16 protein-coding genes are annotated in these 14,179 nt (G+C 72.0%); 6 read left to right on the forward strand and 10 right to left on the reverse strand.

Annotated features, from left to right (window positions below; translation table 11 throughout):
- Window positions 1-41: 41 nt before the first annotated feature.
- On the reverse strand, window positions 42-563 hold the full coding sequence (locus AMOR_RS03745; protein WP_248358547.1) for a hypothetical protein: 522 nt from the start codon (window positions 561-563) through the stop codon (window positions 42-44).
- Window positions 564-723: 160 nt separating this feature from the next.
- Between AMOR_RS03745 and trxA the strand changes: the two genes are divergently transcribed.
- Window positions 724-1,053, forward strand: coding sequence for a thioredoxin (gene trxA, locus AMOR_RS03750; protein ID WP_248358550.1), 330 nt, complete (start codon window positions 724-726; stop codon window positions 1,051-1,053).
- 211 nt (window positions 1,054-1,264) lie between these two features.
- Here the strand turns inward: trxA and rodA are convergent, their stop codons facing one another.
- Genes rodA through mreC form a run of 4 tightly spaced genes read right to left on the reverse strand, consistent with a single transcriptional unit; the run spans window position 1,265 to window position 5,835 of the window.
- A complete protein-coding gene (gene rodA, locus AMOR_RS03755; protein WP_248358552.1) occupies window positions 1,265-2,386 on the reverse strand; it encodes a rod shape-determining protein RodA in 1,122 nt (373 codons plus the stop codon).
- Window positions 2,376-4,451, reverse strand: coding sequence for a penicillin-binding protein 2 (mrdA, locus tag AMOR_RS03760; protein ID WP_248358554.1), 2,076 nt, complete (start codon window positions 4,449-4,451; stop codon window positions 2,376-2,378). Before mrdA ends, rodA begins: the two co-directional genes overlap by 11 nt.
- A 2-nt stretch (window positions 4,452-4,453) precedes the next feature.
- Window positions 4,454-4,963 (reverse strand): hypothetical protein, encoded by a 510-nt coding sequence (locus AMOR_RS03765; protein WP_248358556.1) that lies wholly within the window; start codon window positions 4,961-4,963, stop codon window positions 4,454-4,456.
- Window positions 4,960-5,835: a rod shape-determining protein MreC gene (gene mreC / locus AMOR_RS03770; protein WP_248358558.1), complete on the reverse strand. Its 876-nt coding sequence runs from the start codon at window positions 5,833-5,835 to the stop codon at window positions 4,960-4,962. The genes AMOR_RS03765 and mreC overlap by 4 nt, the downstream gene beginning before the upstream one ends.
- 129 nt (window positions 5,836-5,964) lie before the next feature.
- On the opposite strand from mreC, the gene AMOR_RS03775 reads away from it, so the two are divergent.
- From AMOR_RS03775 to AMOR_RS03785, 3 genes are read left to right on the forward strand one after another with little or no spacing between them, the layout of a single operon-like run.
- Window positions 5,965-7,530, forward strand: coding sequence for a peptidylprolyl isomerase (locus tag AMOR_RS03775; RefSeq protein WP_248358560.1), 1,566 nt, complete (start codon window positions 5,965-5,967; stop codon window positions 7,528-7,530).
- Between the two features lie 13 nt (window positions 7,531-7,543).
- Entirely contained in the window at window positions 7,544-8,128 is a 585-nt protein-coding gene (locus tag AMOR_RS03780; protein ID WP_248358562.1) for a Maf family protein, read from the forward strand.
- The gene (locus tag AMOR_RS03785) at window positions 8,125-8,769 is read left to right on the forward strand and encodes a YggS family pyridoxal phosphate-dependent enzyme (protein ID WP_248358565.1); all 645 of its coding nucleotides are present in this window, start codon (window positions 8,125-8,127) and stop codon (window positions 8,767-8,769) included. The genes AMOR_RS03780 and AMOR_RS03785 overlap by 4 nt, the downstream gene beginning before the upstream one ends.
- A gap of 6 nt (window positions 8,770-8,775) precedes the next feature.
- Here the strand turns inward: AMOR_RS03785 and AMOR_RS03790 are convergent, their stop codons facing one another.
- Window positions 8,776-8,994 carry a hypothetical protein gene (locus AMOR_RS03790; protein ID WP_248358567.1) on the reverse strand — a complete coding sequence of 73 codons (219 nt, stop codon included), beginning with the start codon at window positions 8,992-8,994 and terminating at the stop codon, window positions 8,776-8,778.
- Window positions 8,995-9,288: 294 nt separating this feature from the next.
- Here AMOR_RS03790 and AMOR_RS03795 point away from each other — a divergent pair, with 294 nt between their 5' ends.
- A complete protein-coding gene (locus AMOR_RS03795) occupies window positions 9,289-10,041 on the forward strand; it encodes a DUF3108 domain-containing protein (RefSeq protein WP_248358568.1) in 753 nt (250 codons plus the stop codon).
- Between the two features lie 25 nt (window positions 10,042-10,066).
- Window positions 10,067-10,828 carry a DUF3108 domain-containing protein gene (locus tag AMOR_RS03800; protein WP_248358569.1) on the forward strand — a complete coding sequence of 254 codons (762 nt, stop codon included), beginning with the start codon at window positions 10,067-10,069 and terminating at the stop codon, window positions 10,826-10,828.
- A 9-nt stretch (window positions 10,829-10,837) separates the two neighbouring features.
- Here AMOR_RS03800 and AMOR_RS03805 read toward each other — a convergent pair whose 3' ends face one another.
- The 4 genes from AMOR_RS03805 to AMOR_RS03820 form a co-directional block, all read right to left on the reverse strand.
- On the reverse strand, window positions 10,838-11,227 hold the full coding sequence (locus AMOR_RS03805; protein ID WP_248358570.1) for a hypothetical protein: 390 nt from the start codon (window positions 11,225-11,227) through the stop codon (window positions 10,838-10,840).
- Window positions 11,224-12,090 carry a hypothetical protein gene (locus tag AMOR_RS03810; protein WP_248358571.1) on the reverse strand — a complete coding sequence of 289 codons (867 nt, stop codon included), beginning with the start codon at window positions 12,088-12,090 and terminating at the stop codon, window positions 11,224-11,226. The genes AMOR_RS03805 and AMOR_RS03810 overlap by 4 nt, the downstream gene beginning before the upstream one ends.
- Window positions 12,091-12,240: 150 nt before the next feature.
- The gene (locus tag AMOR_RS03815; protein WP_248358572.1) at window positions 12,241-12,759 is read right to left on the reverse strand and encodes a DUF507 family protein; all 519 of its coding nucleotides are present in this window, start codon (window positions 12,757-12,759) and stop codon (window positions 12,241-12,243) included.
- Between the two features lie 323 nt (window positions 12,760-13,082).
- Complete coding sequence (locus AMOR_RS03820; RefSeq protein ID WP_248358573.1) at window positions 13,083-14,012, reverse strand: class I fructose-bisphosphate aldolase; 930 nt, start codon at window positions 14,010-14,012, stop codon at window positions 13,083-13,085.
- Window positions 14,013-14,179 lie beyond the last annotated feature (167 nt).

The following is a 14,179-nucleotide window of genomic DNA, read 5'->3' on the forward strand; positions in this document are numbered from 1 at the left end:
GGGGCGCCCGCCCGCCGCATCGCCCGGCGCCGTGCCGGGCCTCAAGAGATGTTCTCCAGTAGGAAACGGGCGAGGGCCTCCGCTTCCTTCCGCTTTTCCGCGAGCTCCCGCGGCAACGGGCCGCAGGGCCTCTTCCCCGCCGTGGACCCGGACGCCCGGGGGGTCGCCCCGGCTGCCACCGGAGCGGCGGTCGTCGAGGACCCCGGCCCCGCCGAGGCGGCCACCCGCTCGGAGGGAGCCGTGGCCGCCGCCTGGAGCGCCGCCGCCTCCGCGAGGAACCCGGGCTGCACCTCGTACGCGGTGTCGCCCAGGATGCACGAGTCGTCCACGGCCTCGGCGCCGAGCTCCCGGAGCTGCGCCGCGCTCTTCACCTTGTGGAGGAGGCCGCCCGGATCCGCGTCCGCCCCCAGCACCTTCAGGAACCGGACCGCCGGCTCGAGGACATAGCTCCGCCCGCGACCGTCTCCCGCGAGGAGCGTCATCACGTTGCCGACGAAGTCGATCTTCCCCTGCTCGGCCCAGCCATCGAGCATCGCCTGGGAGACGAAGAGCAGACCGCCCATGGCTCCTGATTGGACTCCCGAAACCCCCCGGACCGAACGGCGCGCTCCAACCGGGCGTGCGGCGGGCGGGGGCCGGAAATTACCACGCCCGCCGCGCCGCTTGCCACTGTCGGAGGGCGCGGGTATCTACACCGCCTCGAACACGACCGAAGGAGCGTGCATGGCCTCGAACGATGTCGTCGTCCTGAAGGACTCCACCTTCGAGCAGGAGGTGCTGAAGAGTGAGACCCCCGTCCTAGTGGACTTCTGGGCGGTGTGGTGCGGCCCGTGCAAGGCCATCGCCCCGGTCGTCGAGGACCTCGCCACGAAGTACAAGGGCAAGCTGAAGGTCGCCAAGATGGACGTCGACGAGAACCAGGTCGTCGCCCAGCAGTACGGCATCCGCTCGATCCCTACCCTGCTCTTCTTCAAGGGCGGCCGCGTCGTCGACACGGTGATGGGGAACGACAAGACCAAGCTCGAGGAGGGGGCGCGGAAGGTGACGGGGTAGCGCCTCCCCCGTGGCCGTGCCCGTACACGTGCCCGCGCCCGTCCCCGTCACCCCTCTCCCGTGGCCCGTGGCCCGTGAGACGTAACCCGGGCACGAGGTGATCGGGCACGGAGTCACGGCCCAGGGGACACGGGAAGCGGGTCACGGGCACGGGATAGGGCACGCTCACGGGCACGGTAACGGGGAACGGGCAGGTCCCGTTCGTCGCCCGTCAATTCACGAACCGTCGCATCCCCACGTTCGCGAGCAGCCCGATCGCGGTGTAGATGACCAGCACCGACGATCCGCCGTAGCTCATCAGCGGGAGCGTGACGCCCACCACGGGCAGGACGCCGATCACCATCCCGATGTTGATGAACACCTGCCAGAAGAGCATCCCGGTGAGGCCCACCGCGAGGAAGTGGCCGAACCGGTCGCGGGCGTTCCCGGCGATGTCCACCGCGCTCGTCACGAGGGCGAAGTAGAGCGCGATGAGCAGGAGGCAGCCGACGAAGCCGTGCTCCTCCGCCCACACCGAGAAGATGAAGTCGGTGTGCTGCTCGGGGAGGAACGACAGGTACGTCTGCGTGCCCTGCGCCCACCCCTTCCCGAGCGCCTGACCCGACCCGACCGCGATCATCGACTGCGTCGCGTGGTAGCCCGCGCCGAGCGCGTCTGCCTGCGGGTTCATGAAGGTCTCGACCCGCTTCTTCTGGTACGGCTTCAGGTGCGGGTAGACCAGCACGGCGCCCACGACGCCGACCCCGGCGAGGAGCGCGAGCGTCTTCCACTTCACCTTCGCGAACAGGATCTGGGTGATCCCCACCGCGAGGACGATGAGCGCGGTGCCGAGGTCCGGCTGCTTCAGGATGAGCGCCGCCGGCAGGAACGTGATGCCGAGCGGGATCACGATCCCGAACAGCCCGTAGCCGTCCTTCCGCTTCTCCGAGTCCGCCGCGAACCAGCTCGCCATCGCGAGCGCCACGGACAGCTTCGCGAGCTCCGACGGCTGGAAGTTCACGGGCCCGAAGGTGAGCCATCGCCGCGCGCCCATGACGTAGCGGCCCTTCACCATGACGAGCAGGAGCAGCACGACGACGATCGCGTAGAAGACCCAGGCGAGCCGGTGGAACGCGCGGTGGTCGACGAGGGTCACCGCGAGCGCGACCACGATGCCCGCGCCCATCCACGAGCTCTGCGAGATCCAGACCGGCGCGTGGGCGCTGCGGGACGCCGAGGCGAGGTTCCAGATCCCGATCGCCGAGATGGCGAGGACGAGGAACGCCACGTGCCAGGGGAAGTGCGCGAACAGCCGCCGGTGCGGCGTCGCCGCGAGCGAGACGTCAGGCGCCACGGCGCGCTCCCTGCCCGGCCCCGGGCGCGACGCCGGCGCCGAGCTTCGGCTTCTCGGGGGTGGTGGGCGGCTTCGCCGCGGGTGGCGGCGTGGAGGGCGGCGGCGCGCCGGGCGACAGCGGGGCGGGCGCGGCGGCCGGCCCGGCCCGCTCGGCGGCGTCCTCCTTCTTGAGCTCCAGGAACCGGCGGATGAGGGCCATCGCGGTCGGGGCCGCGTTCGACGCGCCGAACCCGGAGTGCTCGTTCAGGACCACGACGACGATCTCCGGATCCTCCGCCGGCGCGAACGCCGCGAACCAGGCGTGGTCGCGCTCGAAGTACGAGACCTGCTCCGCCTTGAGCCGCCTCGCGCCGAGCTTCACGACCTGCGCCGTGCCGGTCTTCCCGGACACCGTCACGTCGACGTCCTTGAGCTCCTTCTGCTTCACGTAGTAGCCGGTGCCGAACGGCTGGTTCACCGCCGCGAAGAGGCCCTTGAGCACGGTCTCGCGGGTGGACGGCTGGACGTCGAGCTTCGACCGGACGTCCGGGGCGAACTCCTGCAGCACCTTCCCGTCGGCGTCCTCGATCCGCTGCACGACCTGCGGCCGCCAGATCTTGCCGGTCGCGAGCGCGGCGTAGAACACGAGCTGCTGCATCGGCGTCACGTTCACGTCGCCCTGACCGATGGACAGGTTCACCGCCATGCCCTTCTGGTAGCCGCCGGGGATGTGCGCGTCGTGCCACGCCGCGTCGGGGATGACGCCCGGGATCTCGCCGGCGATGTCGAAGCCGGTCGGCGCGCCCAGGCCGGACTTCCGCGCCCACTTCGCGATGGCGTCGGCGCCGAGCAGCGCCCCCGCCTGGTAGAAGAACACGTCGCAGCTCGCGCCGAGCGCGTGCTCGAAGTCCACGTAGCCGTGGCCGGAGTCCTTGTCGCAGCGCCACCGCGCGCGGCCCATGGAGAAGTGTCCCGGGCAGAAGACGGTCGTGTTCGGCTTGTAGACGCCCTCCTCGAGAGCGGCGATGGACGTGAGCGCCTTGAACGTGGAGCCCGGGTGGTAGTGCTGCTGGATCGCGCGGAAGAGCTCGGGCTGGAGCGGGTCGGAGTGGATCGCGGCGAGCTCCGTCGAGGTGATGCGGCCGGACATCTTGTTCGGGTCGGGCGCGGGCCGGTCGACGAGGACGAGGAGGAACCCGGTCTTCGCGTCCATGGCGAGGACGACGCCGGCGGTGGCCGGGAAGGTCTTCTCGGCGAACTCCTGCAGGCGCCAGTCGAGCGAGAGGACGAGGTTGTCGCCGGGGGTGCTCGGGACGAGCCGCTGGTCCTCGGGAATGAGGTTGTCCGCGTCGTCCTTGCGCCGCCCCTTCGCGTCGACGGGGATCCGCTCCTTGCCGTCGATCCCGCGGAGCTCGCGCTCGTAGCGCCGCTCGAGCCCGCGGCGGCCGACGTAGTCGCCGAGCAGGTACGCGCCCTGGGGCGAGTCGGTGCGCTCGAGCTCCTCGTTGAGGCGCTTGAGCTCGTCGGCGCCGACCTCGTTCATGTAGCCGATGAGGTGACCACCGAGCCCGGCGTACCGGTAGTTCCGGTGCGGCACCGGCTGCACGTCGACGCCGGGCAGCTCCATCTGCTGCGAGAGGTAGCGGTCGAGCTCCTCGCGCGAGATGTCGACCTTCACCGTGAACGGCCGGAACCGCTCGAGCTTCCGCGCGTTCTTGAGCTGCAGCTGGGCGCGGTCCATCTCGTCCGGCGACATCTGGAGCATCGTCGCCAGCCGGGAGAGGATGTCGTCGCACTGTTTCCCGCAGAAGTACGGCGTGAGCGTCACGTCGTAGGACGGGCGCGAGTCGACGAGGACGCGCCGGTTCCGGTCGAGGACGAGGCCGCGGTCCGCCGGGACGCGCAGCTCCTTCACGAAGTTCTCGTCCGCGCGCTCCTTGTACTCGTCGCCCTGCAGGATCTGGAGCTGGTACAGCCGGCCGACGAGCACGACGAACGCGAGCACGGCGATGCCGGTCGCCCACACGAGGCGAGGCTTGAATTCCTTCTGCGCCGCGCCGGGCGCGCTGGGAGGGATGAGCGACATGGTCAGCGGAGCAGCCCGGGCTCCTCCCGGTGGAACAGCGTGTCGACGCGGCGCATGCCGGCCAGCACGAGCGGGGACGCCGCCGCCGTGAGGAGCGCCTCGAGGATCATCCTCCCCACCAGGGTCGCCCCGGGCGCGGCCTCCGGCGCGGCGGTGTACCCGAGGAGCAGCATCGCGCCCAGCGAGAAGACGAGCGCGCCGAGCCCCGAGAGCGCGGCGAACCCGGCGCGGCTCCGGACGTCCACCGACGCCGCCACCGCGCGGACGATGACGAAGACGAGGACGGCGAGGAAGGTCATGAGCCCCTTCGGCGACCCGGTCATGAGATCGAGCACGTACCCGACCCCCGCCGCGCCCACCGAGCCGTCGACGTTCCCGCCGTGGAGGCCGAGGTAGACGACGCACGCCGCGAGCAGCGACATCGAGAACGCGCCGCCGCCGGCCCAGCGGAGGATCGCGGCCTGCAGCCCCGCGAGGAGCAGGGCGAAGATCACGTGCGCGAGGGGCTTCACGGCTTGTCGCTCGGCGCAAGCGCGGCGGGGAGCGCCTCCGGGGGCAGCTCGGAGGAGGTCACCACCAGGACCTCCTCCACCCGCGTCACGTCCACCGACGGAACGACGCGAGCGTCCTGGAACAGGCCGTTCGCGCTGCGCCGCAGCTGCGTCACCTTCCCGACGGGGAGGCCCCGCGGGAACACGCCGTCCGTGCCGGAGGTGACGAGCAGGTCGCCCTCGATGATGTCCTCGGTCCGGAGCGCGTAGTCGAGCTTGCACGCGTCGGGCTTGCCGAGCCCGCGCACGTTACCGCGGGCGCGGGTGCGGTCGACGCGCACCGCGATGGAGCTGTTGCGATCGGAGAGCACGAGCACGTCGGCGCTGTGATCGGTCAGCGCGTGCACGCGGCCGACCACGCCGTCCGCGGTGACGACCGGCATCATGCGCGCGATCCCGTCCTTCGCGCCGCGATCGAGGGTGAGCGTCTGCAGCCCGCTCGGCGAGAGCCGGACGCCGATGATCCGCGCGCCCAGGTAGGAGCGCGAGGACGCCCCCTCCGCGAAGGAGAGGAGGCGGCGGATCCGCTCGACCTCGGCCCGCTCCGAGAGGAGCTCGAGCCGTTCGAGCTTGAGGAGGTTGTTCTCGCGCGAGATCTCCATCGCACGCTCGCGTGCGCCACGGAGGGCGACGTAGCCGCGCCATCCATTCATCACGCCCGTGACCGTCCACCCCACCGCGCGCTCCACGGGAGTGGTCACCCACAGCACGGCTCGATCCAGGCGCGAGCGCTCGCTCGGCTTCTTCGCGTGAGCGAAGAAGACGCCGAGCGGAACGAGGAGCAGGACCGCGACGAGGATCAGCTCGCGGTACCGCTTGAGCAATGCCAGCACGTACTCTCCGGGGACTCGGGCGGGGCCAAATTCCCTTGCATTTTAGCCCCTGTTGGCTAGGGTGTTCAACCTTCCGGCGCCCAGTCCCTTCGAAGGGCGCCCGACCATAACAACCCGGAGCACCGGTTCATGCTCGATAGCCTTCGCGCCACCAAGGGCGGCCTCCTCACCTGGATCTTCCTCGGGGCGATCATCGTCGTCTTCGTCATCTCGTTCGGACCAGGGTCCTTCTCCAAGGGCGGGGCCGGATGCGGCGGCACGCCGGCCTACGCCGCGCGGGTGAACGGAGCCGTGATCCCGGCCCGGGACTTCGAGGAGCAGGCGGAGCGCCTCGCGCAGTTCTTCGCGCAGTTCGGCCAGGACGTCACCGGCCCTGCCGCCGTCGAGATCCGCAAGCGCGCGATGGACAACGTGATCGAGCGCGCCCTCGTCGTGCAGGAGGCGAAGCGCCGCGGTCTCGTCGTCACCGATGCGGAGATCTCCGCCGAGGTGCGCCGGATGCCGCAGTTCCAGGAGAACGGCGAGTTCCGGTTCGACGTGTACGAGGAGCTCGTGAAGCGCTCCTACGGGTCCCCGGCCAAGTTCGAGGCGCTGCTCCGCGAGCAGCTCCTCTATGACCGGATGGTCGCCGCGCTCGACGAGACGGTGAAGGTCTCGGACGGCGAGGTGAAGGCCGCGTGGAAGGCCGGCGCCGACAAGGTGTCCGTCGCGTTCGTCCAGTTCCCGCTCGCCGCCGCGCAGACGGAGGTGAAGCCGTCGGACGCCGACGTGAAGGCGTTCGCCGACGATCAGGGGAAGCAGATCGAGGCCTTCTACAAGGCCAATCCCGACCGCTTCGACCAGAAGAAGAAGGCGCGCGTGCGCCGGATCGTGGCCCGCGTGGCGCCGGGCGCCTCGCCCGCCGACGACGCTGCGGCGAAGGCGAAGATCGAGGCCGCGCAGGCGCGCGTGAAGAAGGGCGACGACTTCGGGAAGGTCGCGAAGGAGGTCTCCGAGGACCTCGACACGAAGGACCGTGGCGGCGAGGTCGGGTTCGTCGCGGAGGGCACCTTCGACGAGGCGTTCGCGAAGGCGGCGCTCGCGCTCGACAAGGGTCAGGTCTCGGATCCGGTCCGGACGCCCGCCGGCTGGATGCTCATCCAGTCCGAGGAGGTCGTGCCGGCGAAGCAGGTGCCGCTGGAGGCCGCGCGCCTGGACATCGCGCGCGAGCTGCTCTCGAGGGAGCGCGCGCAGAAGCTCGTCCACGAGAAGGCCGAGGCGGCCCTCGAGGCGGCGCGGAAGGGCAAGTCGCTCGCCGAGCAGTTCCCGAAGACGGACGAGGGGAAGAAGAAGCAGGTGAAGCTCGGCGCCACCTCCATCGTGGCGGACGAGACCCCGGCGTTCGCCGCGGGCACGCAGTTCCTGCCGAAGATCGGCCCCGCCCCCGAGCTCGCGGCGGACGCGCTCGCCGCGAAGGCCGGCGACGTGCTCCCGAAGGTCTACGACACGCCGGCCGGCCCGGTGGTCGCGGTCGTGAAGGTGCGCGAGCGCCCCGACGACGCCGCGTTCGCGGCCCAGCGCGAGACCTTCGCGACGCAGCTCCGGCGGCAGAAGGAGGCGGCGGCCCGCGTGGCCTGGCTGCAGACGCTCCGCGACGGCGCGCGGATCGAGGAGAACCGGGCGCTGCTCGGCGGCGCGGTCGCGCAGGCCGAGTAGAGGACGGGCCGCCTTGGCCCCCCACCTCGTCCTCGCGTCCCAGAGCCCGCGGCGGCGCGAGCTGCTCGCGCAGCTCGGGCTCGCGCTCGAGGTCCGCCCGGCGCACACGGACGAGAGCGTCCGGCCGGGCGAGCCCGCGCGCGACTACGTCCTCCGCGTCGCGCGGGAGAAGGCGCGCGCGGTGGCGGGCGAGATCGTGCTCGCGGCCGACACCGCCGTCGTCCTCGGCGGCGAGATCCTCGGGAAGCCCGCCGACGCGGCGGACGCCGCGCGCATGCTCGGCGCCCTCTCCGGCACGCGGCACGACGTGCTGACGGCGGTCTGCGTCCGGCGCGTCTCCGGGCCGCTCGGCGTCGAGCTCGACGCGGTGGTGCGCTCCGAGGTGCGGTTCGCGATGCTCACGCCCGCGCAGGTCGCGTGGTACGTCGCGACGGGCGAGCCGCTCGACAAGGCCGGCGCGTACGCGATCCAGGGCGCGGGCGGCGCGTTCGTCGAGGCGATCGCCGGCAGCGTCTCGAACGTGGTCGGCCTCCCGCTCGCAGAGACCGCGGAGCTGCTCCGCCGCGCCGGGTACCCGATGCCCTGGGAGCCGCGGTGAGCACGATCGCCGAGCGGCTCCGGGCGGTGCGCGCCGGGATCCCCGCCGACGTGACGCTCGTGGCCGTGTCGAAGACCCAGCCGGCGGAGGCGATCCGCGAGGCGTACGCCGCGGGGCAGCGCGACTTCGGCGAGAACTACGCGCAGGAGTGGCGCGCGAAGGCCGAGGCGCTCGCCGACCTCGCGGACCTCCGCTGGCACTTCATCGGCGGGCTGCAGACCAACAAGGTGAAGTACCTCGCGGGGAAGGTCGCGTACGTCCACACCGTGGATCGCCTCGAGCTCGCCCAGGAGCTCTCGCGGCGGTCCGCGCAGAAGGGCGCGGTCGCGCGCGTCTTCCTCGAGGTGAACGTCGGAGGCGAGGCCTCGAAGGAGGGCTGCGCGCCGGAAGCCGTGCCGGAGCTCGCGCGGGCCGTGTCGGCGATGCCTGCGCTCGAGGTCGTGGGCCTCATGTGCATCCCGCCGCCCGGCGACGATCCCCGCCCGCACTTCCGCCGGCTGCGCGCGCTCCGCGATCACCTCGGGCTCCGCGAGCTGTCGATGGGGATGAGCGCGGACTGGAGGATCGCGGTGGAGGAGGGCTCCACCTTCGTACGCGTCGGGACGGCGATCTTCGGCGCCCGGCCGGCGAAGGCGCCGTGAGCGCCGTCACGTGGCCTTGAGCTTCAGACGCCCCGAGTCGGTCACCTCGGCCCGGAACTCCTGGCCGCAGTAGTAGCAGCGGACCTCGTCGCCGTCCCCGAACGCGTCGTCGTACGGGTTGTTGGCGGCGCAGTCCGGGCAGTCGAAGTCCTGGAAGCGGCGCTCTCGCCCGCCCTCGTCGGACGAGCCCTGGTCGTCTTCTTCGTACCCAGCGTCGAACGGCATCGTCCCTCCGCGTCGCCGAGCGTAGACCAGGCACGGCCGCTCCGCGAGCCGGCGACCGCGGGACGCGTCGCCTCGGGAATATCCGGGCGGGCGAGCGCCATTCCTGAACGGGGCAACCGGTGCGGCGCGTGACGGCCGGACGACACCGTTGTCGCGTTTCCGGCTCCCACGTCGCGCGGGGCAGCCGGATTCCCCAGCAACTCCGTGGCGCCGCCCCCCGCTCGGCGCGTGGCACCCGGCTTGCTGCTGGTAGACGAGGACCTCGCCGGAGCCGCACTTGAGGAGAGTCGAGACATGTCGCACACCGCCCCGCTCGCCCTCGCCGCCGCCCTGGTCGCGGCCACGCTGCCCGCGACGGCCGTCGCCGGGTTCTCGCCGGGCGAGGAGACCGTCTTCAGCGTCTCGTACCTGAGCCTCCCGACCGGCGAGGGCCGGATCCTCGTCGGCCAGCCCGAGGGCACCGTCTGGCCGGTGCTGTTCCAGGCGAAGACCGGGGGGATCGCGGGGGTCATCGACATCCGCGAGAACCTCGTCTCGTACTGGGACAACGAGACGAGGCTCCCGCGCGGCTCCGACCTCCGCGCGTACGAGATCGGCGACTACCACGTCGACTCGGCGCGGTACGACCGCGAGGGCAAGCAGGCGACCGTGGTGGTGCAGCGGAAGGGGAAGCGCAAGGAGGAGACCTTCCCGGTCGCCGCCGACGTGCAGGATCTCACGAGCGCGTTCATGTGGCTCCGGCTCCAGGAGCTCCAGGTCGGGCACCGGTACGAGGTACCGGTCTGCTCCGGGAACAAGCAGTTCACGCTCGTCGCCGAGGTGCTCGCCCGCGAGGCCGTCGAGACGCCCGCCGGCACGTTCCCCACGGTCAAGGTGAAGGTCCGCACCGCGCTCGAGGGGAAGTTCTCGACGAAGCGCGACTCGTTCATGTGGCTCTCCGACGATCCGCGGCACGTGCTGGTCCGCGCCTCCGCGGAGTTCGCCGTCGGCAGCATGGTCGTGACGCTCAAGAGCTACCGCCCCGGGGCCGAGGTGGCGGCGCGGTAGCGCGCCGCTGCGCTATGCTCCCGGCGTGACGCTCGCCGCGCTCGCCGCGCTCGCTCTCGCCGCGCCGCCCTGCGGCCTGCCGCTCCCCGCGGGTCCGCTCCCCTGGAGCACGGGCGAGACGCTCACGTACGATCTCGACCTGCTCGGGATCGTGAAGGCGGGCACGCTCGAGCTCTCGGTGGAGCGGCCGATGTCGGGTGGCCGGATCGTGCCGCTCCGCGCCCGCGCGAGGACCGACGCGTCGTTCGCGAACCTCACCCGGATCGCGGCGGTCGCGCTCTCCTGGGTCGACCCGCGGACGCTCCGGCCGGAGCGGTACCGCGAGGAGGCGGACGAGAACGGGGTCCACAAGGTCGGCGACGCGAAGCTCGCGCCGCCGGGCGCCGACGTCACGATCACCTACGAGGTGGCCGGGAGGCGGAGCACCGCGACGTACGCGCGGCAGGGCGAGGCCCTCGACGCGCTCTCGGCGCTCTACCGCCTGCGCGCCGCACACCTCGCGCCCGGCGACACCTTCTGCCTCGACCTCGTCGCGCGCGGACGGTACTGGCGCGTGACGGGGACGGTGGCGCCGCGCACCGAGAAGGTCCAGACGCCGCTCGGCCGCCTCGAGACGCTGCGGGTCGATGCCTCCTTGCGCCGGGCGAACGCGCCGAACGCGCCGCCGTCCGCGATCCACCTCTGGATCTCGAGGGATCCTGCGCGACTGCTCGTCGGCGTGGTGGGCGAGGTGGACGCGGGACCCGTGCGCGCGATGCTCACCGCCGCGCGCGGCGTGCGCCGCTAGTGCCCGTCCCTACATCCGCGCGGCGACCTGCGCGAGCCGGCGGCGGACGCTCGCGAGGGTGGAGCCGAGGTACTCGATGCGATCGGCCGGGGCGCCGCCGAGCGCCAGCGAGAGCAGGCGCTGCTGCGACGGCGCCACGTCGGCGAGCGCGGCCTCGACGTTCGCGACGTATGCCGCGACCGCCGAGAGCGCCGCGCGGGCCTCGCGCAGATCGTCCTCGAGGAAGTCGAGCACCACGTGCTCGCGCGCGGTCGAGCCGGCCAGGCGGGCGCGGAGCGCGTCGACCGCGTTGCCGGGCGCCGGCGCCTCGGGGGCGGCCGCGGGAGCCGGCCCGGGCGCGGTGGCGGGAACGGAGGAGACGACCGCGACGCGGGCCAGGACGGCGGAAGAGCGGTTCATGGCGTACCCTCCCCGGCTGCGCGCGCCGCGCGCCGCCGGACGGTCTCGATGCATGCAGCGATGCGCGCGGGCGCCTGCCCCTCGGCGAGCAGGTCGCGGATCTCGCGCTCGGCCCGTGCGAGGCCGGTGGCGTCTCGCTCGCCGCGCGCGGCGGCGAGCGCGCGGGCCAGCTCCCCTTCGAGCGACCCGCGACGGACGCAGTCGCCGCGATCCGCTCCTCCCGCGACGGCCGCGGGCGAGGGCCGGCGCGAGGGGGGCCGCTCGCCGTCGCGCACGACGAGCCCCGGCGCCGCTCGCGGCGTCCCCGCCGCGACGTTCGCCCGGGCGCCCGAACGCGTGCGCGCCACCTGCTCGTCGGGGAGCGGCGCCGGAACCGCGGCGGGCGCCGCGCGGCCGAGGAGCACCTCGTCCCCGACGCGCTCGCCGGCCGCCTCGGCGGGCAGGTACACGCGCCAGAGCGTCCCGCGGTTGTCCCGGTGGAGCGGCCGCGCGAACCGTTTCGTCACGAGCGCGTCGAGGACGCGGAGGAGGCGGCGCTCGGAGAGGCGCAGCCGGGCCATGAGGTCCTTCTTCCCGGCGCGGCACCAGTTCCGCCCCTCCGCGTAGGAGAGCCGCAGCAGGTGCAGGTAGGCGGCCTGCTCTTCCGCCTCGAGGACGGCCGACGCGCGATCGAAGACGTCGAGCGGGATGGGCGCGAACGCCGAGCGGACGCGCACCGCGCCGAGCAGCTCGCCCGCGAACGGGACGCGCCGCATCTCGCCGGCCTCGAGCGCCTCCGCGGGGACGGCGTCCGGCGCGAGCCGATCGGTCGCGAGCGCGGCGCTGCCGCGGATGCCTCGGTAGTAGGGCTCGGCGCGCCGCATCCGGGATCACACCGAGGGTAATCGGGCGATATCGGGGGTCAATTTTTCGACTTCGCCGCGGAGAGCGCGCGGCACGACGCGCACGCGCCCGGAAAACGAAAACGGCCCCCGTCCCGGGAGCCGCTCGAACCGCCGCGTCCTGCCGCTACCCTAGATGAGGCCGCGGGAGCGCCGGAGGAGCTCGATCGTCTTCTGGTACTCGATGTCCCACGCGCTCGTCCCCTCCTGCAGGTGCTTCAGCCGGGCGCGCGCCTCGCGATCGATCTCGTCGTCCACGTCGAGGTGCTTCTTGAAGATCTGGAAGACCTTCTTCCGGAGCGAGTTGTCCTCGGCGTAGACCTCCTCGACGTTCCTCGAGATGAGCAGGAACTCGATCATCTGGCCGATGACGTACTCGATCCCCTCGTCCCCCATCTTGAAGCCGCGGACGTCGGCCATCTCGCGCTTCACCTGGTTGAACCGGGAGTGATCGTAGCCGCGGCGCTCCAGCGCCTCCCGCGTGGCGGCGTTCACCCGCTCCTCGGCGGCGAGGTACTCCTTCATGATCGCCGCCATGTCCATCTCGGCGTCGGCGATGCGGAGGGTCTCGACCTCGATGTCGCCGTCCTGCATGAGGGTCTGAACGACCTCGCGGGCGATCGTCGGGATGACCTTCGGGTAAAGCCGCATGGAGTGAGTCCCTCGCCGTCGACGGCCTGCGGTCCGCGCCGCGGGCCACTCAGAGCCGGTGCGAAGACCGCAGGAGAAAAGGTATCGCCGTATAAACCCCGCCTGCCGGAAGTGGCAAGCGAAAACGTCCACGTCTGGCATGTTCCATGCGTTTGCTCGGCGAGGCACCGGCCCCCCTGGGCACGGCCCCTCCCGGATGCTCCGCTGCGGGGGGCGCGCACCGCCGGTTGCTCGCCGCGCTGCGGCGCCGGTGCCGCGAAAAAGCGCGAGGGCGGCGCCCTCGCAGGCGCCGCCCTCGCTGGATCTCGCCGACGCGCGCCGAGCTACGTCGTGTAGATCTTCATGACCTCTGCGAGCAGCTTCAGCGCCTCGGCCTTCGGGCGCTGGAAGGCGTTGCGGCCCATGATGGAGCCGAACGCGCCGCCCTCCTTCAGGCCCCGGATCTCCTCGAGCACGGCGTCCGTGCCCTTCGCCTCGCCGCCGGAGAAGATCACGATGCGCTTCCCGTTGAACGCGCTCTGCACGACGTGGCGCACGCGCTCCGGAAGCGTCGCGATCGGGATCTTCTGCTCTTCGTAGACCTTCTTCGCCTCGGGGTGCTCGACGAGCGCCTTGGGCGGCTTCACCTTGATGATGTGCGCGCCCATCTGCGCGGCGATCTGCGCGGCGTACGCGCTGATGTCGACCGCGGTCTCGCCCTCCTTCGACACGCCGGAGCCGCGCGGGTAGCTCCACACCACCACGACGAGGCCGTGGGCCTTCGCCTCCTCGGTGAGGGCGCGCAGGTTCTCGAGCTGCTCGTTCCGGGCGTCGGACGCCGGATAGATCGTGTAGCCGATCGCGCCGCAGCCGAGGCGGACCGCCTCCTTCACGGAGCCCGTCACCGCGGAGATGGGGGCGCCGCCGAGCTTCGACAGCGAGTCGGAGTTGTTCAGCTTGAGGATGAACGGGATCTGGCCGGCGTACTTGTGCGCGACCGCCTCGATGAAGCCGAGCGGCGCCGCGTAGGCGTTGCAGCCGGCGTCGATGGCGAGCTGCACGTGGTACTCGGGGTCGTAGCCGTCGGGGTTCTTCGCGAACGACCGCGCCGGGCCGTGCTCGAATCCCTGGTCGACCGGGAGGATCACCATCTTGCCGGTCCCTGCGAGCCGGCCGGTCATCAGCATCCGGTGGAGGTTGGCGAGCGTCCCCGGGTTGTCGGAGGCGTACCAGGACAGGATCTGCTTCACGCGCTCGGTCGTGGTCTCGGGCATTTCGGTTCTCCCTGTGTTTGGGGTCGAAATCTAAGGGACGCAGCACCCTGAAGTCGCCGCAATCTAGAGAGTCGCGACCGAGCAGGGCAAGCGGAAAAGCCGCCGTCCGCCTGCCCGGACGCTGGGTCCGCTTGGCCTCTCCGTCCGGGCTGCGCACGTTGAAGGTC

It is taken from the genome of Anaeromyxobacter oryzae, from assembly GCF_023169945.1.
In the GTDB taxonomy this organism is placed as follows: Bacteria; Myxococcota; Myxococcia; order Myxococcales; family Anaeromyxobacteraceae; genus Anaeromyxobacter; species Anaeromyxobacter oryzae.